Here is a 24152-nt window from a genome sequence, read left to right as displayed (position 1 = left end):
CCGCCCCAGTAGCCGATCCCGCCCCAGTAGCCGATCCCGCCCCAGTAGCCGGCCGGTCGCACGACGTGCTCCAGGCTCAGCCGGTCGACGACCCCCCTGGGCGCGCTGTCGCCGGCGCGCAGCTGCTGCAGGACCGCCCAGGCGTCCGGGGCCGGGGCGCCCGGCGTCTGCTGCTCCAGCACCACGGTGGAGACCCAGATCTGGTCGAGGATCTGGCGCTGGCGCCCCCGGGTGCCGCTCAGCCGCTCGATCCGACGCCGCGTCTTCGCAGTGTGGCGCGCGCTGAGGCCCAGCGGCTGGAGCGCTGACCCGAGCTCCACCAGGCCCAGGTCCCGCTCGGTGGCCGGGAAGCCGGAGACGAGCAGCCGGTTCGGGATGTAGAGCGTCGGCGACGGGGGCCCGCCGGAGGTGGTCCGGGCCGCGGCGGTCGGGTCCAGCACCCGCAGCTGTGGTAGGTCGGCGGTGTTGTCCGGCTGCTCGGACATGGGCGGAGGCCTCCTCGTCAGGGTCGATCACGTCAGGTCGGTCACGTCAGGTTCGATGAAGCTCAGGTTCGATCGGTCGGCTCGATCGCGCACGGTCGGGTTTCGGCGAACCCCTCCCCGGCGTCGGCTCGAGCCTTCCACCCGCACAGAGCCCGTGGGGCCGGTTCTGATACACCGGCCCACAAACCCGAACAATTTCCTCGTCGCCGGACGTATCAGGATGCGGGCCGGCTTCTCTGACTGGGTGGAGGGAAACAGAGGGGAATGAGGCCGGGCTTCCGTTGGGGCCGCAGCGGGGGAAGCGGGGAGGCCCGGCCGCTCCACTCTGGTCGTCAGGCGCGCAGCCGGTCCAGCCAGGCCTGCGCGTGGGCGAAGTCGAGGTCGCTGGTGCCGGGTCGGGCGTGGGTGGCCACGCCGTCGGCCCGCGGGTAGGACCCGAGGTAGCGGACGTCGGCGCAGACCCGCTTCAGGCTCATCAGGGTCTCCCCGACCCGGGCGTCGCGCACGTGACCCTCGAAGTCGATCGAGAAGCAGTAGCTGCCCATCGCCTCGCCGGTCGGGCGCGACTCGAGCCGGGTCATGTTGACCCCGCGCACCGCGAACTGCTCGAGCAGCTCGACCAGCCCGCCGGCCCGGTCCGTCTTCTGGTAGAGCACGACGGTGGTCTTGTCCGCCCCGGTCGGCTCCGGCAGCGTGCCGGGCCGGGTCACGAGCGCGAACCGCGTCACGGCCGTCCGGGTGTCGCCGATGTCGTGCGCCAGCACCGCGAGCCCGACGTTCGCGGCGGCCACCGGGGCACAGACGGCGGCGTCGTAGACGGTCCCCGCGCCACCCGCGAGGTCCTCGGCCGCGCCCGCCGTCGACAGCGTCGGCACGTAGGTCGCCTCGGGCAGGTGCGCGGCCATCCACCCCCGCACCTGGGCCCAGGCGTGCGAGTGGGTGCCGACGGCGCGCACCCGGCTCAGCGGCATACCCTCCGGGGCGCACAGCACGAACGTGATGGGCACGAGCACCTCGCCGATGATCACGAGCGGGTCGCCGCTGGCCAGCGCGTCGAGCGTCGCCGAGACCCCACCCTCGACCGAGTTCTCGATGGGGACCATCGCCGCGTCGGCCTGCCCCGTGCGCAGCGCGCCGAGCGCGGCGGGCACCGACGGGTGCGGGACCTGCTCGACCACGCGGTCGCCCGCCCAGGCGACCAGCGCCATCTGGCAGAAGGTGCCGCGCGGGCCGAGGTAGGCGATCCGACTCAGCTCGTCCGGGGTGCGGGGCGTCATGTGCCGCAGAGTAGCCGGGCGGGCCGGCCCGCCGTCGCGTCCGGCTGCGTGCCCGGGGCGGTGCCGCCCCGCCGGTTAGCCTGTGGGTCGTGATCCGCCGGCACCCGACCACGTCACTGGTCGTGACGTTGACCCTGGTCGTGGCGGCGCTGGCCTGGGCCTACGTGGCCCGCCCCGCGATCCCGGTCCCGCCGACGCAGGCACCCCGGCCGGGGCAGTCCCTCGTCGTGGTCGGCGTCGGCGGGGTGTCCTGGGACGACGTGTCCGCGGCGGGGACCCCGACCGTCTGGCGGATGCTGCGCCACGGTGCCACGGCGACGGTGTCCGTCAAGACGCTGCACGCGACGACCTGCCCGACGGACGGCTGGGCCACCCTAGGCGCGGGCGAGGCCGCCGGCGCGCCCGCGTCCGCGCGCTGCGGCACCCTGCCCCAGGTGACCGGCGGCCGGTCGACCGGATGGCAGGTGGCGGGGTTCGACACCATCGCCCGCGCCTCCGCCGAGGGCCCGTATGCCGCCCACCTCGGGCTGCTGGGCGACAGCCTGGCCCGCGCGGGGACGTGTGTCCAAGCGGTCGGCCCGGGGGCGGCGCTGGCCGCGGCGACCTCGGACGGCCGGGTCGCGCGCTACGCGCCCTTCCTCGTGGCCGGCCTCACCGCGGACCTCGCCCGGTGCCCGGTCTCGCTCGTCGACGTGGGTGCCCTCGCCGCGACCGGGGCGGGCCCGGACGCGCCGACCGAACAGCTCGGCTCGCTCGACCGGCGCATCGGCGAGGTCCTCGCGGCGGCCCCGGCCGGGGCCGACGTGCTCGTGGTCGGTATCTCGGACCGCGACGGTCGGCAGGGGCTGCGCATCCTGGCAGCGCTGGGACCGCAGTACCCCGCGGGACTGCTCACGTCGGCCTCGACCCGCTTGACCGGCATCACCCAGCTGTCCGACGTGACCGCCACCGTCCTGGCGCGCGGGGGCGCGAACCCGGTGCAGGAGACCGGCGGGCGCCCGCTGCACGTCATCCCGTCGCCGGACGACAGCGCGGCTGCGGTCGCGGGCAGGCTGACCCTGCTGACCGACCTGGCCGCCAAGGCCGACGCGAAGCAGGTCGTCGAGGTGCCCTTCCTGCTCCTCTGGCTCGGGGTCGTGCTGCTGGTGTTCGTCGCGCTCGCGACCGCCTGGCACCGGGCCGGGCCGGGGGCCCGGGCCCGGCGGCTGCGCCTGGCCCGGTGGGCGGTCGTGGTCGGGCTGGTCAGCGCCGCCATGCCGGCGGCGACCTTCCTGGCCGACCTGGTGCCGTGGTGGCGCGCCGAGGGCGTGGGGCTGCTCGTGGCCGTCTTCACCGCCCTCGTTCTGGCGGTCTCCGTCGTCCTGACCGCGATCGCCGCCCGCGGCCCCTGGGGCGGCTCGGCGCTCGGACCGGTCACCGCGCTGTGCGCGATCACCGCCGGGGTCATCGGGGCCGACCTGGTCACCGGCTCGAACCTGCAGGTGGCCTCGATCTTCGGGCTCCAGCCGCTGGTGGGCGGCCGGTTCTACGGGATGGGCAACGTCGCGTTCGCGTTGTACGGCGCGGCCGTGCTCGTCCTCTGCGCCGGGCTCGGGCACGCCCTGACCCGTCGCGGACGGCGCGGCGCAGCGGTCGGCGTCGTGACGGCCGTGGCGGTGCTCGCGGTCGCCGTCGACGTGCTGCCCGCGTGGGGTGCCGACTTCGGCGGGCCGCTCGCGCTGGTGCCGGCCCTGGGCATCCTGCTGCTGGCCGTCGCCGGGGTGCGGACGTCGGTGCGCAACCTCGCCGGTGTCGCGGCGATCGCGGTGCTCGTCGTCGGGCTCGTGTCGTGGCTCGACTGGCTGCGCCCGCCTGCCCAGCGCTCGCACCCCGGCCGGTTCGTCCAGTCGATCATCGACGGGGATGCCTGGGCGATCGTCTCGCGCAAGTTCCTGGCCAACGTCGAGCTCGGCCTGTCGATGCCGGTCCTGTTCGCCGTCGTCGTGGCCGTGCTGGTCCCGTTCGTGGTCGTGGTGCTGCACCCCGGCCGGCTGGGGACCGGCGCCTTCGCCCGGCTGTGCACCGCGACCCCGCTGCTGCGGACCGGCCTGCTCGCCGTGGTCGTCATGTCGGTCATCGGGCTGCTGACCAACGACTCCGGGATCGCCGTCCCGCCGGTCGCCGCGATCCTCGTCGTGCCCGGCACGATCGCCGCGACGATGCAGCTCGCGGCAACCGAGCTGCGCTGCAACGTGCCCCGGTCCCCGTCGAACGTGCCGTAGTCCCCGTCGGGCCGACGGGTCTGTGCGCGGCGGGTGCCGCGGTCAGGGGACCCGGGGGTGGCCGCCGAGGCGGCGCCGCAGACGGCGCACGGCGAGCGCCAGCGCGACGTCGCGGTACTGCGCGGCCCGGTGGACCTGGCCACGCCAGTCGGACCCGGTGACCCGGTGCTGCAGCTCGCACGGCACCTCGCGCACGACCAGGCCCGCGGCGAGCACGTCGACGGTCATGCCGACCTCGACCCCCCACCCCCGGGCGAACGGCGTCGCGGCGGCCACCGCAGCGGGCGAGAGGCACCGCATGCCGGACAGGGGCTGCACCGGAGTCCAGCCGGTCAGCTCCTTGATCCCGCGTCTCGCGAGGTCGACGACCAGACCGTGCCCGCCGCCCGCGGTGCGCTGCGGCGGCAGTGTGGCGACGGTCAGGTCGGCGTGTCCGGCCATCACGGGCTCGACGAGGGCCCCGAGCGAGCGGGCCGAGTCGGCCAGGTCGGCATCGACGAACAGGACGGCCACCCCGCCGGGGAGCCGGCCCACCCGACGCAGTCCGGCCGCTCGGCCCAGGCCGCTCATCATCGCGTCGGCCTTGCCGTGGTTGCGCGCGTGCCGGACCAGCTCGGCGCCGGCCGCCAGGGCGAGCCGGGCGGTCGCGTCGGTGGACCCGTCGTCCACGACGATGACCGTCGCGACACCCGGTACGTCCCGGACCGCCGTCACGGTCGCCGCGATCCGGTCGGCCTCGTCCCGGGCCGGGACCACGGCCACGACGGTCTCGAGGACCGGCGTGCCGTCCGGGCCGAGGTCCGCCGCCTGCGTGCTCAGCGGAGTGTCACCTGTCGGTTGGTCAGGCCCGCCCGCGCACCTCGTTCGGCGGCGTCGAGCGGCTCGGTCCGGGCCGCGGCGGACTCGAGCCGCTCGCGCATCCGGGCCACCGGCTCCGCGAAGTCGCTCGCCGCGACGGCCGGGTCGACGTCCCAGACGGGGATGAGCAGCCCGCTCGAGCGGAAGCAGCCCAGCAGCCGGCCGGAGCCACCGAGGGAGCTGGCGCCGGCGGCGTGCAGCCGAGCCAGGGCCGTGGTCGCGGTGTCCTCGTCGTGGGGCAGGACCCAGCGCACGTAGGTGCGGTCGCCGATCCGGCACCAGTAGCACGACGCGACGGCGGCGACGCGCGTCGTGGGGATGGCCGACTCGTTCGCCCGCTCGAGCGAGGCCTGCGCCTCGGTGTCCAGATCGACCCCGGTGACCCAGAAGTCGAACCCGTCGTGGACGCTGACCTCGAGCGGGGCGGTCAGGTCGAGCAGGTCCTGCAGGCGCGGGGTCTCGGCGGTGGACAGCGGCTGGGTCTCCACCGGGTGGCCCGGCTCGGCCGCGACCGACAGCAGGATGGCCAGGGCGATGTCGCGGCTGGTGTCCCCGCTCGCGCTGCCCGACTGGATGCCGACCAGCACCTCGCCGGACTCCCGGTGCAGGCCCGGCCAGGCCAGCGGCAGGACGGTCGCGATCGTCACCGTGTCGGGCGCCCCCTCGGGTGCGCGTCCGGAGGCGAAGCGCACGGTCGCGGTGGCCGCGGGCACGATCTCGCGCATCGCGACCCACTCGGTCTCGTCGGGCAGGCCCTCGAAGGGGCGGGAGACGAAGGGCGCAAGCGCCGGTCGCGGCGCGCGCGGGGTACGGGGACGTCGGGAAGCCTTGCCCATGGGTGGCAACCCTAACGGGAGCGGGCGCACCGCGAGAGCGCGGTGGGCGGCATCCGGAAAGGTCAGTGGGTGCGGCGGCGCGAGGGGCCGCCGAGCGAGGCCCACACCGTGCGGCCGGCCGCGTCGTCGGCGACGCCCCACTCGTGCGCCAGCGAGCGCACGATCCGCAGGCCCCGCCCGCTCAGGCCCCAGGTGGTGCGCGGTGACGGCTTGGGCGCGGTGGGACCGCCGCCGTCGGACACCTCGACCTCGACGACGCCGTTGCGGACCTTCCAGTGGACCCGGATCGAGCCGTCCGAGAGCGGACGCGCGTGGCGCACCGCGTTGGCGACCAGCTCGCTGACGACGATCTCGGCCTCGTTGATGACCTCGCCGTCGATCCCCCGGTCGGTGAGGTCCTCGACCAGCGTCCGCCGGACGCGCGGGGCCGCCGACGGGGCCCACGGAATCCGCACCGTCCGCCGGTCCGTCGTCGGGGGCGAGATGCCGCTGCCGTTGACGTGGCCGCGCTCACCCTGCGTGCTCGCCACTTCCCCTCCTGCGTGCCGGCTCGCCATGGTGCGTTCGCACTACGACAACCATATTCCCATGGATGACGAACGACCGACCGTTCTATGACGATAAGTCCGTATGCCGCTGTATACGGTTTTCATTAGACCCTTCGATAGAGACGTATCCGGGTTCTGCCACTAGCCGACTTGGCAGTCGTCGATATATCGTCGTCATATCGCGACTGTGTTGACGGAACACGGTCCTCACCCGAGGAGAAGTCATGAACGGCACGAACGAGAACGAGGGTCCCTGGGGCGGCGGCTGGGGCGGCCGAGGTCGCGGCGGCGCCTGGGGCGGCGGGGCGTGGGGCGGCGGACCGCCCTGGGGGCCCCCCGGCTGGGGCGGCGGGCACCGGCACGGGCCGCCACCCTGGATCCGCGACGTCATCCGCAGCTTCGGGGGGCCGGACATCGCGCCGCCGCGGCGCCCGAAGGTTCGCCGGGGCGACGTCCGCTCGGCGATCCTGGCGGTGCTCGCCGACGAGCCGATGAACGGCTACCAGGTCATCCAGCAGATCGCCGAGCGCAGTGGCGGCGCCTGGAAGCCGAGCCCGGGATCGGTCTACCCCACCATCCAGCAGCTCGAGGACGAGGGCCTGATCATGGGCATCGACGAGGGCGGCCGTCGGGTCCTGCGGCTGACCGACGCGGGCCGTCAGTACGTCGAGGCGCACGAGGACGAGCTCGACGAGACCTGGGAGCCGTTCGAGTCCGGGCGGGCCCGCTCCGAGCGTGGCCAGCCGATGGGAAGCGGCTTCGAGCGCGTCATCGGGCAGGTCATCGGTGCCGTCTGGCAGGTGATGGTCAGCGGCACGGAGCAGCAGCGCGCCGACGCCGCGGAGATCCTCGCGGAGACCCGGCGCCGGCTCTACGAGCTGCTCGCCGACGAGAACGTGGTGGTGGCCGAGGAGGTCCCCGACGACGCGGACTCATGACCCTGCCCGCATATGTCGGCGCGACGCAGGCCGAGCTGGTGGCCGAACGGGTCAGCGGGTCGGAGGAGGACGTCCACTTCACCGAGGCGGTCGCCGCCGCCGTCATCGAGCCGCTGACGGTGGCCGGCGGCCGCGTGCTCGATCCATTCGCGGGCTTCGGCACCACGCTCGCGGTGGCACAGCGGCTCGGGCGTCGGGCGACCGGGGTCGAGCTGCTGCCCGAGCGGGTGGCCGCGTGCTGGCGCCGCGCGCCTGATGCCACCCTGGTCGAGGGCGACGCGCGCGGGCTGAACCGGCTCGTCTCCGGCCCCTTCGACCTCTGCCTGACCTCGCCGCCGTACCGCACCGCCAACGACCACCCGCACGACCCGCTCACGGCCTACGAGCTGGTCGGCGGCGACTACCGGACCTATCTGGCCGCTCTGCAGGACATCGCCCGTCAGCTGCGGGGGCTGCTCAGGCCCGGCGGTCACCTGGTGCTCAACGTCGCCAACATCCGGCACGCCGGCCACACGACCGCCCTGGCCTGGGACCTGGCGCGCGTCGTCGGCCGGGTGCTGCCGTTCGTCCGGGAGACCGTCGTGTGCTGGGACCGGCTGCCACACGACTTCACGGGCGACTACCTGCTGACCTTCCGGCGGGACGGTTGAGCTGCGGCCGAGCCGCCGGGAGTGCGTCGAGCCGTCCGGACCCCGCCGTGACGGGGCCCGGTCGACGGCTCAGCCGACCGGCGTCGGGGCTCAGCCGACCGGCGGGGCGAGGCCGGGGTCGGCCGGGCTCGAGGCGCCGGGCTGCGTCGGGACGACCGGAGCGGTGCTGGCCTCGTCCGGGGCGGTCTGCGAGGGCTCGGGTGTCGCCGGCGGGGCGGTCGGCGGCTCGGACGAGGCGCCACCCGCCGGCTGCACGGGGGCCTGCTGATCCCCCGGTGCGACGGTGTCCGTCGGAGTGGGCAGCGACCCGGGCGTGGTCGATGACGGCGTCGGGGTGTCCACCTGGGCAGGCTGGTGCGCCGGACCACCCGAGCGTCCCAGCACCTCCCCGATGGACGTGCCACGCTGGGCGGAGTCGGACAGCGGATGGCCGAGCAGGCCCTCGACGCCGGTGATCACGGCGAGCGCGAGCACCGCCCCGGCGAGCACGCCGACCGCGACCCGCGGCCAGGTGCGCCGGCGCACCGTCCGGTTCACGCCGGCACCGGCCGACACCGGCCGAGTGGTACCCGTGGGCGTGGACCGGCCCACCTGGTCGCTGGGTGGCTGCTGTCCGGGGCGAAGCACCTTCAGGTGTTGACCGGCCCGCCGCAGCGAGTGGCTGTACACGGCAGCCGCTACGGTCGCGATGATCGAGCCGACCAGCGCCCCGATGAGCGTCCCGGCGACACCCAGGTGGCTGGCCGCGTACGCGGAGGTGCCCGCCGCGAGTGCGCTGCCGGTCACCTGCGCGGTGCTGAGCCCGAAGAACCGCTCGGAGTCGGGCTCGGACGACGCCGCCGACGCGTCCTTGCGGGCGTGATCGGGCTCGCGCGAGGACGACGGGGATGGAGAGACGGAGGGCGGGGACGAGGTGGGTGACATTACGGGCAGCCTGTGGTCGGGGGTCGGTGAAAGCGGTACCGCCGCCCTTGCCGGTCCTGCTCCAGTCTAGCCGAGGGCCCCCGGGCCGGGCCATTCCGCCCGGCTGGTGGACGCGAGACCCGGGCTGCCGCAGCGTGCCGCCGACCTCGCCCGAGCCGTCTGAGGTAGCCCGCGCCGGAACGGGATACGCACCCTGCCCGATGTGCTCGGCTACCTCAGGAGCCGACCGTGGAGAGGTCCGGAAACCACGGCGGAGGAGCCATCATGAACACGAACAACCTCGGCGACCTGTACCTCGCCAAGGCCGAGATCGAGCACCGCTACGGTCGGCGGAACCTGCGCCGGGAGCGCCCGGACTCGTCGCTGACCGTCATCGCGCGCACGATGCGGCGGCGCCGCTGGGAGGAGACCCACGGGGCGGCCGACCGGTAGTGACGCCGTGCCGGCCGTGCCGCTGTCGGCCCACCCGGCGCCGGGAGGGCGGACACTTGGTGGCATGCCGTTCAGGGCAGGTCCGCTTCTCGGCCGGGCCGTCGAGCTCGGAAGGCTCGCTGCCGCCGTCGGGCTCGAGGGCGCCGACGGCGGCAGCGTCGTGTTGTCCGGTGACGCCGGCATCGGCAAGTCCCGGCTCGTGGCCCGGCTCGTCGCGGACGCCTCGGAGCGGGGTTGGCGCACCGCGGTCGGGCACTGTGTCGGGCAGGCGGGCAGCGCGTTGGCATACCTGCCGTTCGTCGAGCTGGTCACCGCACTCGAGGCGCAGGCTCCCGAGATCGTCGCGCAGGTGGCCGCGCTGCACCCGGCACTCGGCCACCTGCTGCCCATCCTGGGTCGACCGGACGTGCCCGGGACCGGCACCGAGCCGGCCGGTGTGGCCGCCGCGATCCACGCCCTGTTGTCGGCCCTGGGGGCCGACCGCCCGATCCTGGCCGTCATCGAGGACGTGCACTGGGCCGACCACTCGTCGCGTGACCTGCTCACGGTGCTGCTGACCCGGGGCTTCCCGACCCCGGTCGGGCTGGTGGTCAGCTACCGGTCCGACGACCTGCACCGGCGCCACCCGCTCCACGAGACCCTGGCGGTCTGGGCCAGGGTCGACGGCGTGGGCCACCTCGAGCTCGAGGGGCTGGCGGACGCCACGGTGCGCGAGCTCGTCACCACGCTCGACGGCGCCCACCTCGAGGCCGGCGTGGCCGGCGAGATCGCCCGGCGCGCGCAGGGCAACCCCTTCTTCGCCGAGCAGCTCGCCGCCAGCGCCGGTGCCGGGCGGGGGCTGACCGGCGACCTGACCCGAGTGCTGCGCGCACGGGTCGAGGCCCTGCCAGACGAGGCGCAGCTGGTCGTGGCCGCCGTCGCGGTCGGCGGTCACGGGATCGGACACGAGCTGCTGGCCCGGGTCGTCGACCTGCCCGACCACCGTCTCGAAGAGGCGGTCGGCGCAGCCGTCGAGCACCACGTGCTCGAGACGAGCTGGCCGCCGGCCTACACCTTCCGTCACGCGCTGCTTCGAGAGTCGGTCACGGACTCCCTGCTGCCCGGTGAGCGGCTGCGGCTGCACCGGGCGTATGCCGCCGTGCTGGCCGAGCACCCGCGGCTGGGCCCCGTGGCCGAGCTGGCCCGCCACGCCGCCGCCGTGGGAGACCTGCCGACGGCGGTCACGGCGTCCCGGGCCGCCGCCCGGGCCGCCCTCGCGGTCGGTGGGCCCCAGGACGCCCTCGGCCACCTGGAGCGGGCGCTGTGCTGGCTCGACGAGGACGACCCGGCACGCGACGAGGTCACCGTGACCGCTGCCGAGGCGGCGCTGCTGGCCGGTGACCCCGTCCGTGCGGTCGGCCTGCTCCGCGACCGGCTCGACCACCCCGGCCGCGCGCAGCCCCGCCGGACGCGAGCCGACCTGCTGGCCCGCTACGCCCTCGGCTCACGGATCCTCGACCTGCCGCACGACCCGCTCGCCCTGACCGCAGAGGCGCTGGACCTGGTCGGCCCGGAGCCGTCGGAGCGGCGCGTGCGGGTGCTCACGGCCCGGCTGCAGGCGCTGGTCGACTGCGGCGGTGCCGCCGAGATCGCCGAGGTCACCGCCCGCACCGAGGAGGTCACCCGGCTGGCCGAGGAGCTCCGGTTGCCCCGCGCCGCTGCCGAGGTGCGGGCGATCCTGATCCGTCTCGTCGAGCGGCGCCACGACCTCGTCGCCGTCGAGGACCAGCTGGAGGCACTGCTGGCCCAGACACCCGACGACGAGCCGGTGCGGGTCCGGGTGCTGCACCGGCTCGGGTCGGTTCGCCTGCGGCGGGGTGACCTGGGCGCGGCGCTGACGACCTACGACGACGGGGCCCGTGTCGCCGAGCGGCTGCACCTGGATCTCGCCCCGTTCGGCCTGGAGTGTCGCCTGCTGGCCGGCCTGGTCGCCTACCAGCTCGGCGACTGGGACGGCGCGCTGCGCCGCTGGGACCTCGGCGACCGGCGGCTGCCGGAGATGACCCGCCGCTACTTCCTGGGCTCCCGGCTCGCGGTGGCCACCGGCCGCGGCGAGCCGGTGGGGCCTGAGGTGCTGGCCGAGCTGCGCGCCGCATGGCGGGTCGACGGGGTCACCGCGGTGTACAGCGTCACCGCGATCGACCTGCTCGGGCAGGAGGGCCGGGTCACGGACGCACTCGACCTCGCGGAGGACATCCTCGCGACGCTGGACGGGCTGTGGGGCCCGCGCGAGCACATCGCGATCCGGCTGGCGGCCCTGGTCGCCGGGCAGAGCGCCCGCGCGGCACGCGGCGCCGACGCCAGGCTGCGACGGCGGATGCTGGAACTGACCACGACCTTGCTCGAACGGGCCGAGAGCCTGGTGGTGTCACCCGAGACCGACGTCGAGTCGTGGGCGTGGCTGGCCCGGACCCGGGCCGAGGCGCTGCGCCTGCGGTGGCTGCTCGGCCGGCCCGCACCCGACGCCGCGACGGTCACCGCGGAAGCCCTCGTCGCCGCCTGGTCGGCGAGCGTCGCAGCGTTCGAGCGGTACGGCGAGGTCTTCGAGGTGGCCCGGTCACAGGCCGGGCTGGCCGCGGCCCGGCACGCGGCCGGCGACGACGTCGGTGCCCGGGCCACGGTCGAGTCGGCCCGGCAGGTGGCCCGTCGCCTGGGGGCACGCCCGCTGCTGGCCGAGCTGGACGGCATACTGCCGAGCGCTGTATCGCTCCGCGACGCGCCGGACCTCACGGCTCGCGAGGTCGAGGTGCTCGGTCTCGTCGCCCGCGGCCTCAGCAACGGCCAGATCGGGCGGCAGCTGTTCATCAGCACGAAGACCGTCAGCGTGCACGTCTCCAACGTGCTGGCCAAGCTCGGCGCGGCGAGCCGCACGGAGGCGGCTGCGATCGCCCACGACCGGAACCTGATCCCCTGACGTGACGAGGATCTCGCCGCTTGCCTTGTTCGTCCGGCTCGGTAACCACGGACGCGAAGGTGGCTCCCTCGGACGACGGGGCACCGGCCACGAGTCCGCTACCGGCACTGACCGCGGGTCAGCCCTTGGGACTCGATGCCTTCTTCGAGCCGTCCGACGCGTGGACAGAGGGTCGGTACGACGTCGCAGACCAAGGGCAGGTGCAAGGCGTGACCGCCCAGATAGGCGAGTGTGACAACGAAGCGGCCCAGGCGCTCGAGATGCGGCTCGCGAACAAGTTCGACCGGGTGAAGTTCAGCGTCGGACAGGCCAACGACTCGGATACGTCCAAGAACATCTTGTCGGTAGCCATTCCGGCCAACGGCAAGCAGCTCGACGTGCGGAACATTCCGTTCAACCGGGTGCAGGACTTCAACGTCAAGGTCGAAGGAGTCAACGCGCTGGAGATCTCGCTCGGACAGACGCGACGAGATGGCGACTGCACCGGATCAGTGCGTGCGGTCATCTTCGACGGCAGCCTGAGCTGAGTGAGATGCCCTTGTCCATCAAGGCTGTCGGCGGCTTTGTGGTCGGTCTGGCCGCGGTCGCAGGCGCGGTGTTCGCGGGAATGCAGGTGTTCGCGCCGCCGAGCTCATCGCATGAGCCGCCTGCCGAGCCTGCCACATCCTTGTCGGTCACGCTCCCCGTCGGTCCCACCACGTCCTCCCGCGGTGCTCCCTGGCCAAGAAACTCGACGGCCGTGTTCGACGCGGGTACCTGCCTGGATGGCGACACTCCCATCGCTTGCGACCGGCCCCACAACCGAGAGGTCATCGCCGTGCAGGGTGACTGCGACCCGACCAGGCTCATCCGGTTCGCCGGAGGCGACCCCTCCACGGAGGTGCTGCGGGCGGCGTTCTCGACGTCGCAGATCCCGGGCACGGAGGTGTGCGTGGCGCAGCTGGACGGGAACCGCTCGGGATCGTTGGCGAAGATTCTCGCCACCAGAGCAGGAGACTTCGCGCGCCTCTGCTTCCAGGACGTGCCACAAACCGTCGTTGGGTGCGACCAGCCGCACACTCGCGAGGCTGTCCTCGTCCGGGCCCCGACCGACACCAGGGCCATCAACTGCCTCCAGGCCGCCAGCCGGTACGTCGACACTGACTTCAGCCGCTTCACGGCCGACCTCGAGGTCTCCCAGGAGACGGGCCCCACAGGCGCGACGACCTGTTGGATCCAGGCAAGAGGAAACAACCACCTGACGCAGTCGATCAGGTCGATCCGGACCGGGGCGCTGCCCTTGGAACCCGGACGCTGACCCGCCCACGGCGCGGCCCCGCCGTCTGTCCCCGGCCACTTCACCAGAGCGACCCGACACCCCCGAAGGCCAAGGCCCGCAGGCGATGGCGGGCGGATGCCCACGCGTGTGAAGCCGTCAGCCCACCGACCTGCGTGCGCCCCGAAGAGACGATCTGACGCCCACGCGTGTGAAGCCGTCAGCAGACTGGCTCGACCAGCGCGAACGGCACCGTGAGGGTCCCGGATGCCGACCGGATGTGGAACCGGGTCCGGCCGCGCTTGACGATGGTGCCGATACGGCCCTCGAAGTCGCCCGGGGCGGTGACCCGGACCCGCTGGCCGACGCGGAGCCGACGACCGACCGGTGCCGGCCCGTCCCCGAGCAGGCCACGCAGCTCGGCGGCATAGTTGGGGTGCATCGGCGCGTCCCGACCGCGGAAGGTCCACTCGACGAGGTGGCGCACGTCGAAGGTCGGCGAGCACCGGGCACAGGTAACCACCCGCTCGGGACGTCGGTGGCGAGTCGTGCGGTGGCCTGCGCGGCAGAGCCCCCACCAGTCGCCGGTCACCTTCGGGCCGCCGTCGGGTACACAGCGGGTGCCCGACGAGCCGATCGCGAGCGCCGTGGTGCGCCAGACCTCGTCGTGACCGTGCTTCGACCCGACGAGGGCGTGGGCGATCTCGTGCAGGATCGAGTCGCGGACCTCGGCCGGCGGATGCAGGGCCGTGAGGTGAGCGCTCAGCGTGATGCGGCGGTCGCGGAAGTGGCACGCAGCGGCACGCGCCTTGGCCCGGTCGAGCCCGACGGTCCACCCGTCGAGCCCGTGCTCGCGGACCAGCCGCCGCGCCAGCACCAGTGCCTCGGTCGGGTCCATGTCATCGTTCTCCTGTCTGCCCCGTGCCGAGCGTAGGTCCGGCCGCCGACAACCGTGACGCAGGCTCGGCGGCCGACCCGGGAGCATCTTGTACTCGCCCAGCGGCCGGATTGGTGACAGTCTCGGACCGTGGCGCGATCGCGTCACGGTCGACCTGCCCCCCGCCCCCAAGGAGGCCCCCGAGATGTTCTCGCGCATCGCCATCGTCAACCGAGGTGAGGCAGCCATGCGGCTCATCCACGCCGTGCGTGACCTCAACGCGGTCGACCCGGGTGGGCCGCAGATCGAGACGGTGGCGCTGCACACCGACGGCGAGCGACGGGCGATGTTCGTGCGCGAGGCGGACCGGGCCTACAACCTGGGGCCCGCCGCGAACCGGCCGTACCTCGACTACGCCGTCCTGGAGAAGGCGCTGGTCGAGACCGGTGCCGACGCAGCGTGGGTCGGCTGGGGCTTCGTCGCGGAGGACCCGGGCTTCGCCGAGCTGTGCGCGCGGGTCGGGGTCACCTTCATCGGCCCCAGCCCGGAGGCGATGCGCAAGCTCGGGGACAAGATCGGCAGCAAGCTGATCGCCGAGGAGGTCGGCGTCCCCGTCGCCCCGTGGAGCCGCGGCGGGGTCGACACGCTCGAGGACGCGACCGCGGCCGCGGCCCGGATCGGCTACCCGCTCATGCTCAAGGCCACCGCCGGCGGCGGCGGGCGCGGCATCCGCCGGGTCGGCTCCGACGCCGACCTGCGCGACGCCTACGAACGCACCCGCGACGAGGCGGCACGGGCGTTCGGCTCGGGCGTGGTCTTCCTCGAGAAGCTCGTCACCGGCGCCCGGCACATCGAGGTCCAGATCATCGGGGACGGCCAGGGCACCGCGTGGGCGGTCGGCGTGCGCGACTGCACGATCCAGCGGCGCAACCAGAAGGTGATCGAGGAGTCCGCCTCGCCGCTGCTCGACCCGGAGCAGGTGGCCCAGGTCAAGACGAGCGCCGAACGGCTGGCCGTCGCCGTCGGCTACGCGGGTGCCGGCACCGTCGAGTTCCTCTACCACCCGAGCGACCGGTTCTTCGCCTTCCTCGAGGTCAACACCCGGCTGCAGGTCGAGCACCCCATCACCGAGGTGACCACCGACACCGACCTCGTCCGGCTGCAGATCCACGTGGCCGGCGGCGGCCGTCTCGAGGGCGACCGGCCCGGCGAGTTCGGCCACGCCGTCGAGGCCCGACTCAACGCCGAGGACCCGGACCGCGACTTCGCGCCCTCCCCGGGCCGGATCGAGCTGCTGACCTTCCCCGCCGGCCCGGGCATCCGGGTCGACACCGGCGTGGCCGAGGGCGACTCGATCCCGGCCGACTTCGACTCGATGATCGCCAAGATCATCGCCCACGGACGCACCCGCGAGGACGCCCTGGCCCGGCTGCGACGCGCCATGCGGGAGACGACCGTCGTCATCGAGGGCGGCTCGACGAACAAGTCCTTCATCCTCGACCTGCTCGAGCAGCCCGAGGTCGTCGGGCACCCGGCCGGCTCCGATGCGGAGCAGGTGTGGGCCGACACCGGCTGGATCGACCGCGTCCGTCAGCAGGGCCGCCTGGTCTCGCACCGCGACTCCGGCATCGCCCTCGTCGCGGCCGGCATCGAGGCCTACGAGGACGCCGAGTCGATCGAGCGGGCCCGCCTGCTCGAGACGGCCCGCGGCGGCCGGCCCCAGGTCCAGCACCAGGTCGGCCGCGGCATCGACCTGAAGCTGCGCGGCACGTCGTACAAGGTGATCGTGCTTCGAACCGGGCAGTCGCACTACCGCATCACCATCGGCGCGGGCGCCGAGTCCCAGACGGTCGAGGCCGACCTGGACCGGATCGACCGCTACCACAGCCGACTGACGGTCGCGGGCCGCAGCTACCGTCTGGTGACCGCGACCCACGGTCCGGTCCACCTGGTCGAGGTCGACGGCGTCACGCACCGGGTGACCCGTGACGAGGGCGGTGTGATGCGCTCACCCGCTCCGGCCCTCGTGGTCGCCACGCCCGTGGAGGTCGATGACGAGGTCGCCGCGGGAGCCCCGGTCCTCGTCCTGGAGTCGATGAAGATGGAGACCGTCCTGGTGGCCCCCTTCGCCGGGCGGGTCCGCGAGCTGCTGGCCATGGTCGGCGCGCAGGTCGAGACGGGCGCGCCGCTCATCCGGCTCGAGCCGGCGGGGGACGACGAGGAGGCGGGCCCGGCCGACGAGACGCCGGCCGTCGACCTCGACCTTCCGGCGGCGCCCGACGGCGAGTCCCCCGCCACCCGCGCCGCACGGGCCGTCGCCGACCTGTCCGGCGTAGTGATGGGCTTCGACTCCGAGTCGAACGGCAAGCGGCCCCGCACGGCCTACCTGGCGGCCCGCGACGAGCTCGCCGCGGCGGGCGAGACGCCGATCGCGGCCGAGATCGCGCTGCTCGAGCTGGTCACCGACTTCGCGGAGCTGAGCCGCAACCGCCCGGCTGCCGAGGAGCGACACACCGAGCTGCGGGTGCACAGCCCCAAGGAGTACTTCCACACCTATCTGCGCAACCTCGACCCGGACCGCGCCGGTCTGCCCGACGACTTCCGCGCCAAGCTCGGCCGGGTCATCGCGCACTACGGCGTCGCCGACTTCGACCGGACCCCGGCCCTCGACGAGGCCGTCTTCCGGATCTTCCTGGCCCAGCAGCGCTCCGCGCCCGAGACCGCCCTGGCGACGGCGCTGCTGCGGCGCTGGCTGACCGAGCCGGTCCCGGCCGCCCCCTACGACGCGGCGGCGCGCGACGTGCTCGACCGGCTCGTGGTCGCCACCCAGCTGCGCTTCCCCATCGTCGGCGACCTCGCCCGGTCGGCGCGCTTCCGGTGGTTCGACCAGCCTCTCGTCGACGCCGACCGTGCCAGCGTGCTGGCGGGCGTGGGCGACAAGGTCAGCGCCCTGGCGGCCGCCCCCGACGCGCCGGGCTACGCCGCCGGGATCGACGATCTGGCCGCCATCCCCGAGCAGCTCGTCCGCTTCCTGACCCGGCGGCTCGAGGTGGAGCTGCCGGCCCACGAGCCGATGCTCGAGGTCCTCATCAAGCGGCACTACCGCGGTCACGACCTGCACGCCCAGCGCGCCTTCTCGGCGGGCGGGCGGCCCTTCGCCGTCGGCGACTACACGCTGGATGCCCGGCCGACCCACATCACCACGACGATCGGTCGCGTCGGCGAGCTGACCGCCGGCGGCGCGCTCGAGGCGGCGGTGGCCGCTGACGTCGAGGGCCGGCCGCCCGGCCACCACGCCGTCGTCGACCTCTACCTCGACTGGCCGGACCAGCCCGAGTCACCGGAGGAGGCCAGCTCCCGGCTGCTCGAAGCGCTCTCCCGTATGCCGTTCACCCAGCAGGTGCGTCGGGTGGCCGTCGCGGTGGGTGCCGGTGCGGACCGCGCGGTCGGCTACTTCACCTTCCGGCCCGGTCCGGACGGCCTCGCCGAGGACCGCCTCATCCGCGGCGTGCACCCGATGGTGGGGCGCCGGCTCGACCTGTGGCGGCTCAAGCCCTTCGACATCATGCGGCTCGAGGCTCCCGAGGACGTGCTGCTCTACGAGTGCGTCGCCAAGGACAATCCCGACGACCGGCGGCTGGTCGCCCTGGCCCAGGTGCGCCAGCTGGTCGTGGTCCGGGACGAGAGCGGTGCCGTGACCGGGCTGCCCCACGTCGAACGCGCGATCGCCAACTGCCTCGAGGCGATCCGGCGCACCCGGGCCGTGCGCGGCTCGGGCGCCCGCCTGGACCTGAACTACGTGTGGGTCGCGGTCTGGCCGACGATAGAGGCAGACCTGCAGCAGCTGACGGCGCTGGAGCGCAAGATCTCGCCGCTGACCGCCGGGGCCGGCATCGAGGAGGTCCTCGTCCGGGCCGACGTCAGACCGGAGGGTGGCGGCACACCGACCCCGATCACCGGACGGTTCTACTACCAGCCCGGCTCCGGGGTGGTCTCCTCCATCGAGCACCCGGCGACCGACACCCTCAAGCCGCTCGACGAATACGCGGCCAAGGTCGTGCGGGCCCGCCGCCGCGGCGTGGTGTACCCGTACGAGCTGCAGCCGATGATCGCGGGCGAGGGCGGTACGAGTGTCGAGTACGACCTCGACGACACGGGAGTGCTCGTCCCGGCGAACCGGCCGTCCGGGCTGAACAAGGCCGGCATCATCGTCGGGGTCGTCTCCACGCCGACCGCGCGCCATCCGCAGGGCGTCACGCGCGTGGTGCTGTCCGGTGACCCGCTGCGCTCGCTCGGCTCGGTGGCCGAGCCGGAGTGCGCCCGGATCGTGGCCGCCCTCGACCTGGCGGAGCGGATGCAGGTGCCCGTCGAGTGGTACTCGCTCTCCTCCGGGGCGCGGATCTCGATGGACTCGGGCACCGAGAACATGGACTGGGTGGCCCGCGCGCTCAAGCGGATCGTCGAGTTCACCCAGGCCGGGCGCGAGATCAACATCGTCGTGGCGGGGATCAACGTGGGCGCGCAGCCGTACTGGAACGCCGAGGCGACCATGCTGATGCACACCAAGGGCATCCTGGTCATGACGCCGGACAGCGCGATGGTGCTGACCGGCAAGCAGTCGCTCGACTTCTCCGGCGGGGTCTCGGCCGAGGACAACTTCGGCATCGGCGGCTACGACCGGGTCATGGGGCCGAACGGGCAGGCCCAGTACTGGGCCAAGGACCTCGCCACCGCGCGCGAGATCCTCATGACGCACTACGACCACACGTTCGTCGCCCCGGGAGAGGCACGCCCGCGCCGGGCCGAGACCACCGACCCGCGCGACCGGGACGTCACGACCTACCCGCACCCCGTGGGCGACGCCGGGTTCGCGACCGTCGGGGACATCTTCTCAGCCGTCACCAACCCGGACCGCAAGAAGCCCTTCGACATCCGCACCGTGATGCGAGCCCTCAGCGACCAGGACCACGTCACCCTGGAGCGGTGGGCCGGGATGGCCGATGCCGAGACCGCGGTCGTGCAGGACGTGCACGTCGGCGGCTTTCCGGTGTGCCTGGTCGGCATCGAGTCCAAGCCGGTCCCGCGCCGCGGGTTCCCGCCCACCGACGGGCCGGACAGCTACACGGCCGGCACCCTGTTCCCCCGCTCGTCCAAGAAGGTGGCCCGGGCCATCAACGCCGCGAGCGGGAACCGGCCCGTGGTGGTCCTGGCCAACCTGTCCGGCTTCGACGGCTCGCCGGAGTCGATGCGCAGCCTCCAGCTCGAGTACGGCGCAGAGATCGGCCGGGCCATCGTCAACTTCGCGGGCCCGATCGTCTTCACGGTGATCTCCCGCTACCACGGTGGCGCGTTCGTCGTGTTCTCCAAGACCCTCAACCCCGGCATGACGGTCCTGGCCGTCGAGGGGTCCTTCGCGTCGGTGCTCGGCGGGGCACCCGCGGCGGCGGTGGTCTTCTCCCGGGACGTCGACGCCCGCACCGCGGCAGACCCGCGGGTCGCCGGGCTCGAGGAGCGGCTGGCGACGGCATCCGACGCCGAGCGGGCCGGGCTCGCGACCGAGCTGGTCGACCTGCGGGCGACGGTCCGCGCCGAGAAGCTCGGCGAGGTGGCCGCGGAGTTCGACTCGATCCACAGCATCCACCGGGCGGTCGCCGTCGGCTCGGTCGACGAGGTGATCAAGGCCGCGCAGCTGCGGCCCCGGATCGTGGACGCGCTCGAGGCGGGCCTATCCGGCTCCTGAGCGCGACCGGACCGGGCCCGACGCTCGGTCAGGGGTGGGCCCGCCGCGCAGGGTGTGCGGCGGGCTCAGCCGCGCAGTCGGGCGAGGAAGAGCCCCACCGGGATGCTCACCAGCAGCACCGTGACGAGCGCGGCGAACAGGGCCTGGAGCCAACCCGGGCCCCGCCCGCCCCGAACACCGAGCGCGACCAGGGCCAGCGCCACGACGAGCAGCACGCCGCCGACGTCGACGAGCCAGGTCAGCTCCGCGAGCGTGCCCACGACGACCAGGGCGTTGCCGGCCAGCCAGGCGACCAGCTCACCCGAAAGCCGAGCGCGCTCGACCCGGTCAGGCGATAGGAACCCGCGGCCCAGCGCCAGCCCGAGCGTCCCGACCCCGCCGACGAGGACGAGGTAGGCCGCGGCCCAGCTCGCCGACTCCGTCGGTGCGTGCGCGCTGGCCGCCGCGACCAGGCCGCCCGCGATCGTCGACGCCAACGCGATGACGAGCGCCGGGCCGATGCGCTGCACCGCCGTGCCGGTCGGCTCCGTGCTTGTCATCCCGGTCAACTCGTCTCCTCCACCTCGCGTGCCGTGCGGTCCTGCCCTGCCAATCTACGCCCGGCACCCGCCTGCTCCCGGGTCCCTCAACACCTGCTCCCCCCAGCGGAGCAGGGGGCCCGCTGCTCCCCTCAGCGGAGCAGGGGGCCCGCTGCTCCCCGTAGCGACGCAGGGGGCCCGCTGCTCCCCGTAGCGGAGCAGGTGTTGAGGGAGCGCGAGCTGCTGGTGGCGTCCGCTCGGGCGTGGGCGAGCGGCATCCGGGCTGCTGGCGTCCGCACTGCTGGCCGCCCGGAACGGGCGGGCCGAGCGGGGAAGCCCTACCGTGGTAGGCGGTGGAGTGGTTCCGGGCTGACGAGTACTGGGTCGGTCGTCTGGTCTTCCAACGGGGGCTGGCGGCCGTCTATCTCGTCGCGTTCCTCTCGGCCGCCAACCAGTTCCGGGCGCTGCTCGGCAGCACGGGCATGCTGCCGATCCCGGACTACCTGCGGCGGGTGTCGTTCCGGCGTGCGCCGAGCCTGTTCCACTGGAGCTACTCGGACGCGCTCTTCGCCGCCGTCGCCTGGACGGGCGTGTGCCTGGCCGGCCTGACGGTCCTCGGGCTGACCGACCGGGTGCCGCTGCCGGTCGCGATGCTCGTGTGGCTGGTGCTGTGGGCGCTGTACCTGTCGATCGTCAACGTCGGGCAGCGCTGGTACGGCTTCGGCTGGGAGAGCCTGCTGCTGGAGACCGGCTTCCTGGCGATCTTCCTCGGCAACGCCTCGACCGCTCCTCCGCTGCTGCTGCTCGTCGCGCTGCGCTGGCTGCTGTTCCGGCTCGAGTTCGGCGCCGGGCTGATCAAGCTGCGCGGCGACCGGTGCTGGCGTGACCTGACGTGCCTCTACTACCACCACGAGACCCAGCCCATGCCGGGGCCGCTCAGCTGGTACTTCCACCACCTGCCCAAGCCGCTGCACAAGGTCGAGGTCCTGGCCAACCACGGGACGCAGCTGCTCGTGCCGTTCGGGCTGTTCCTCCCGCAGCCGGTGTCGGGGGTATGCGCCGGGATCATGGTGGTCACCCAGCTCTGGCTGGTGCTCAGCGGCAACTTCGCCTGGCTCAACTGGATGGCGATCGTCCTCGGGCTGTGCGTCCTGCCCGACGCCTTCTGGGAGCGGCTGCTGCCGGTCGGGACCGGCCGCGCGGCCCCGACGACCGCCCTCGGCGGGCCACTCTGGTGGGTCGTGCTGGTCTGCGCGGTGAGCGCCGTCATCGTCGTGCTGAGCCGTCACCCCGTGCGCAACCTGCTCTCCCGGGACCAGGCGATGAACGCCTCCTTCGACTCGCTGCACCTGGTCAACACCTACGGCGCCTTCGGGAGCATCGGCCGGGTCCGCTACGAGATCGCCGTAGAGGGCCTGGCGGACCCGGGGCCGGACGGCGAGCCCACATGGCGCGAGTACGGGTTCAAGGGCAAGCCGACCGACCTGCACCGGTGGCCCCGCCAGTTCGCGCCGTACCACCTGCGGCTCGACTGGCTCATGTGGTTCGCCGCGATCTCGCCGTCGTACGCGATGCCGTGGTTCCCCCGGTTCGTCGAGCGGCTGCTGCGCGGGGATCGCGCCACGCTCGCACTGCTGCAGCACAACCCGTTCGGCGACCGCCCGCCCGTGATGGTCCGGGCCCGCCTCTACCGCTACCGGTACACGACCTGGCACGAACGCCGCTCCGGACAGGGCTGCTGGGCGCGCGAGCTGGTCGGCGAGTTCATGCGGCCGGTCACCCGCGAGGACCTCGGACGTAGCGGGTGAACAGGTAGTCGTCGCGCTCGTACACGGCTTCCAGCCGCAGCGGCACCGGCCGGGGCAGCGGCGGGCCGCTGGTGACCCGCCGCTCGGTCCCGGACACGACCACCGGCGAGACGGCCAGGCAGAGCTCGTCGACCAGGTCGGCCGCGAACAGCTCCGCCACCACACCGGGGCCGCCCTCGGACAGGACGCTGCGCATCCCGTGACCGGCCAGCAGCCGCAGTGCGGTCCGCAGGTCGACGGACTCGTCGCCGGCGATCACGACATCGGCGACCTCGCGGCCTGCCGCCACCCGCTCGGGCGCCGCGCGCTCCGTGGTGACGAGCACCGGCCGGGCCACTGCGGCTGTGAATGCTCGCGACCCGAGGTCCAGGTCGAGCGACCTGCTCAGCACGGCCAGCCGGGGGGCGGGCTGCTGTCCGGCCGCCCGGCGCCGGTCCGCCAGCTCGGGCAGCGCGCGGATCGGGCCGTACCCTTCGGCGCGGATCGTCGCCGCGCCGACGAGCAGCACGTCACACAGCGACCGGAGCACCCCCAACAGCTGCTGGTCGGCGTGGCCGGTGAGCGCACCGACCCGTCCGGCCAGGGTCGCCGCGCCATCGACCGACGCGACCATGTTGACCCGCACGTGCGCGCCGGCGTCTCCGGCATCGACCGGCGGGCCCGAGTAGGCGTCGGTGGCGACGACCTCGCCACCGGGTGGGGGGTACAGCTGGGTGAGGGTCAGCACTGCGGGCTCCTGGCGCATCTCAGTTCGGGCGGTTCGTCGGCTGGTCCGCGGTCATTCAGGTCGTCTCGGCGCTCCCGGGCGACAGCCGCCCGACGCGTGTGGCCAGGTCGGCGATGTCGGCCGGTCCGGTGCCGCAGCAGCCGCCGACGTACCGGACGCCCGCGGCGACCCAGGACTCCACCAGACCGAGGTCGAGCGGGTCGCCGTAGGTCCACTGCTTCGTCGTGCTGTCCCAGCTGCCGCCGCGGTTCGGGTAGGCCACGGCCGGCAAGCCGGTCGCCGCCACCGCAGCCCGGACGGCGCCGAGCACGTCGTGCTGCCCGGAGCAGTTCACCCCGGCCGCCACGAGCGTGCGGCACTGCGCGAGAACGGAATACGCCCGGTCCAGCGGCTGGCCGGCGTTGGTCGTGTCGCCTCGGACCGAGTAGCTGAACCAGGCCGGTATCCCGATCTCGTCGAGCAGCTCGACCAGGACCTCCGCCTCGTCGACGTCGGGGATCGTCTCGACGGCGAAGAGGTCGGGCCCGGCCTCGGCGAGCAGCTGCAGGCGGTCCCGGTGGAAGTCGCGCAGCCGCTGTCTGGAGACGCCGTAGCTGCCCCGGTACTCGGACCCGTCGGCCAGGAAGGCGCCGTACGGGCCGATCGAGGCGGCGACCTGCAGGTGCCGCCCCTGATCGGCGAGCTCGTCCCTGACCTCCCGAGCGATGGTGACGCTGCGGACGACCATCCGGCGTGCCTCGGCGTGGGAGTACCCGGCTGCGACGAAACCCTCGACGCTCGCCTGGTAGCTCGCCGTGGTGGCCACCTGCGCGCCGGCCCGGAAGAAGGCCACGTGGGCCGCCGCGATCCGTTGTGGCTCCGCGGCGAGCAGGCGCGCGGTCCACAGGTCGCCGTCGAGGCGAGCGCCCTGCTGCTCGAGCGCCGTCGACAGGCCCCCGTCCAGCACTACAACCGACCCGGGTCCTGTCGCGACGTCCATGGCCTCATCATGTCGCGCCGTCGCCTCGGGTGGGTATGCCGGCCGGCTGCTTGCGGCGCTCCTGCACCCAGCCGCACCCTCCCACG

General features: G+C 73.8%; 19 protein-coding genes. 9 read left to right on the top strand and 10 right to left on the bottom strand.

Translation table 11 applies throughout. The features are described 5' to 3' along the window. Positions 1–485, bottom strand: a 485-nt coding sequence (locus WMI84_RS08530; protein WP_347352174.1) for a hypothetical protein, incomplete at its 3' end; no start/stop codon positions are given. Positions 486–817: 332 nt separating this feature from the next. Next, a complete protein-coding gene (pheA, locus tag WMI84_RS08525) occupies positions 818–1762 on the bottom strand; it encodes a prephenate dehydratase (protein ID WP_347352172.1) in 945 nt (314 codons plus the stop codon). Positions 1763–1851: 89 nt separating this feature from the next. Between pheA and WMI84_RS08520 the strand changes: the two genes are divergently transcribed. After that, entirely contained in the window at positions 1852–4023 is a 2172-nt protein-coding gene (locus WMI84_RS08520) for a hypothetical protein (protein WP_347352170.1), read from the top strand. Positions 4024–4065: 42 nt separating this feature from the next. Here the strand turns inward: WMI84_RS08520 and WMI84_RS08515 are convergent, their stop codons facing one another. From WMI84_RS08515 to WMI84_RS08505, 3 genes are all read right to left on the bottom strand, one after another. Continuing rightward, on the bottom strand, positions 4066–4785 hold the full coding sequence (locus tag WMI84_RS08515) for a glycosyltransferase family 2 protein (RefSeq protein ID WP_347352168.1): 720 nt from the start codon (positions 4783–4785) through the stop codon (positions 4066–4068). A gap of 53 nt (positions 4786–4838) precedes the next feature. Beyond that, positions 4839–5717: a DUF5926 family protein gene (locus tag WMI84_RS08510; RefSeq protein WP_347352167.1), complete on the bottom strand. Its 879-nt coding sequence runs from the start codon at positions 5715–5717 to the stop codon at positions 4839–4841. Between the two features lie 62 nt (positions 5718–5779). Further along, on the bottom strand, positions 5780–6202 hold the full coding sequence (locus WMI84_RS08505; RefSeq protein ID WP_347352175.1) for an ATP-binding protein: 423 nt from the start codon (positions 6200–6202) through the stop codon (positions 5780–5782). Positions 6203–6489: 287 nt separating this feature from the next. On the opposite strand from WMI84_RS08505, the gene WMI84_RS08500 reads away from it, so the two are divergent. After that, positions 6490–7203, top strand: a complete 714-nt coding sequence (locus WMI84_RS08500) for a PadR family transcriptional regulator (protein ID WP_347352165.1) — start codon at positions 6490–6492, stop codon at positions 7201–7203. Beyond that, positions 7200–7853 carry a DNA methyltransferase gene (locus WMI84_RS08495; RefSeq protein ID WP_347352164.1) on the top strand — a complete coding sequence of 218 codons (654 nt, stop codon included), beginning with the start codon at positions 7200–7202 and terminating at the stop codon, positions 7851–7853. The genes WMI84_RS08500 and WMI84_RS08495 overlap by 4 nt, the downstream gene beginning before the upstream one ends. 90 nt (positions 7854–7943) lie before the next feature. On the opposite strand, the gene WMI84_RS08490 is transcribed toward WMI84_RS08495, so the two are convergent. After that, positions 7944–8777, bottom strand: a complete 834-nt coding sequence (locus WMI84_RS08490; RefSeq protein ID WP_347352162.1) for a hypothetical protein — start codon at positions 8775–8777, stop codon at positions 7944–7946. Between the two features lie 264 nt (positions 8778–9041). Here WMI84_RS08490 and WMI84_RS08485 point away from each other — a divergent pair, with 264 nt between their 5' ends. The 4 genes from WMI84_RS08485 to WMI84_RS08470 all read left to right on the top strand — a co-directional run bounded on the left by WMI84_RS08485 (position 9042) and on the right by WMI84_RS08470 (position 13459). Next, positions 9042–9209, top strand: a complete 168-nt coding sequence (locus WMI84_RS08485; protein ID WP_347352161.1) for a hypothetical protein — start codon at positions 9042–9044, stop codon at positions 9207–9209. 64 nt (positions 9210–9273) lie between these two features. Beyond that, the gene (locus WMI84_RS08480) at positions 9274–12162 is read left to right on the top strand and encodes an AAA family ATPase (RefSeq protein WP_347352159.1); all 2889 of its coding nucleotides are present in this window, start codon (positions 9274–9276) and stop codon (positions 12160–12162) included. A gap of 209 nt (positions 12163–12371) precedes the next feature. After that, on the top strand, positions 12372–12689 hold the full coding sequence (locus WMI84_RS08475; protein WP_347352158.1) for a hypothetical protein: 318 nt from the start codon (positions 12372–12374) through the stop codon (positions 12687–12689). Between the two features lie 5 nt (positions 12690–12694). Then, the gene (locus WMI84_RS08470; RefSeq protein WP_347352156.1) at positions 12695–13459 is read left to right on the top strand and encodes a hypothetical protein; all 765 of its coding nucleotides are present in this window, start codon (positions 12695–12697) and stop codon (positions 13457–13459) included. A gap of 178 nt (positions 13460–13637) precedes the next feature. On the opposite strand, the gene WMI84_RS08465 is transcribed toward WMI84_RS08470, so the two are convergent. Next, positions 13638–14315, bottom strand: coding sequence for a SprT-like domain-containing protein (locus WMI84_RS08465; protein ID WP_347352154.1), 678 nt, complete (start codon positions 14313–14315; stop codon positions 13638–13640). A gap of 184 nt (positions 14316–14499) precedes the next feature. On the opposite strand from WMI84_RS08465, the gene WMI84_RS08460 reads away from it, so the two are divergent. Further along, positions 14500–20034: a carboxyl transferase domain-containing protein gene (locus tag WMI84_RS08460; protein WP_347352152.1), complete on the top strand. Its 5535-nt coding sequence runs from the start codon at positions 14500–14502 to the stop codon at positions 20032–20034. 65 nt (positions 20035–20099) lie between these two features. Here the strand turns inward: WMI84_RS08460 and WMI84_RS08455 are convergent, their stop codons facing one another. Beyond that, positions 20100–20573 carry a hypothetical protein gene (locus WMI84_RS08455; RefSeq protein ID WP_347352150.1) on the bottom strand — a complete coding sequence of 158 codons (474 nt, stop codon included), beginning with the start codon at positions 20571–20573 and terminating at the stop codon, positions 20100–20102. 332 nt (positions 20574–20905) lie between these two features. Between WMI84_RS08455 and WMI84_RS08450 the strand changes: the two genes are divergently transcribed. Beyond that, positions 20906–22360 carry a lipase maturation factor family protein gene (locus WMI84_RS08450; protein WP_347352148.1) on the top strand — a complete coding sequence of 485 codons (1455 nt, stop codon included), beginning with the start codon at positions 20906–20908 and terminating at the stop codon, positions 22358–22360. On the opposite strand, the gene WMI84_RS08445 is transcribed toward WMI84_RS08450, so the two are convergent. Both WMI84_RS08445 and mmuM read right to left on the bottom strand, forming a co-directional pair. After that, entirely contained in the window at positions 22329–23087 is a 759-nt protein-coding gene (locus WMI84_RS08445; RefSeq protein ID WP_347352146.1) for a pyrimidine reductase family protein, read from the bottom strand. The two genes, WMI84_RS08450 and WMI84_RS08445, sit on opposite strands and share 32 nt — an antisense overlap. Positions 23088–23142: 55 nt before the next feature. Beyond that, positions 23143–24066, bottom strand: a complete 924-nt coding sequence (mmuM, locus tag WMI84_RS08440; RefSeq protein ID WP_347352144.1) for a homocysteine S-methyltransferase — start codon at positions 24064–24066, stop codon at positions 23143–23145. Between the last annotated feature and the right edge of the window lie 86 nt (positions 24067–24152).

It is taken from the genome of Intrasporangium sp., assembly GCF_039812505.1.
In the GTDB taxonomy this organism is placed as follows: domain Bacteria; phylum Actinomycetota; class Actinomycetes; order Actinomycetales; family Dermatophilaceae; genus Intrasporangium_A.
Note: the sequence above shows the minus strand (reverse complement) of the source record. Positions and strands in the feature narration are given on the sequence as shown.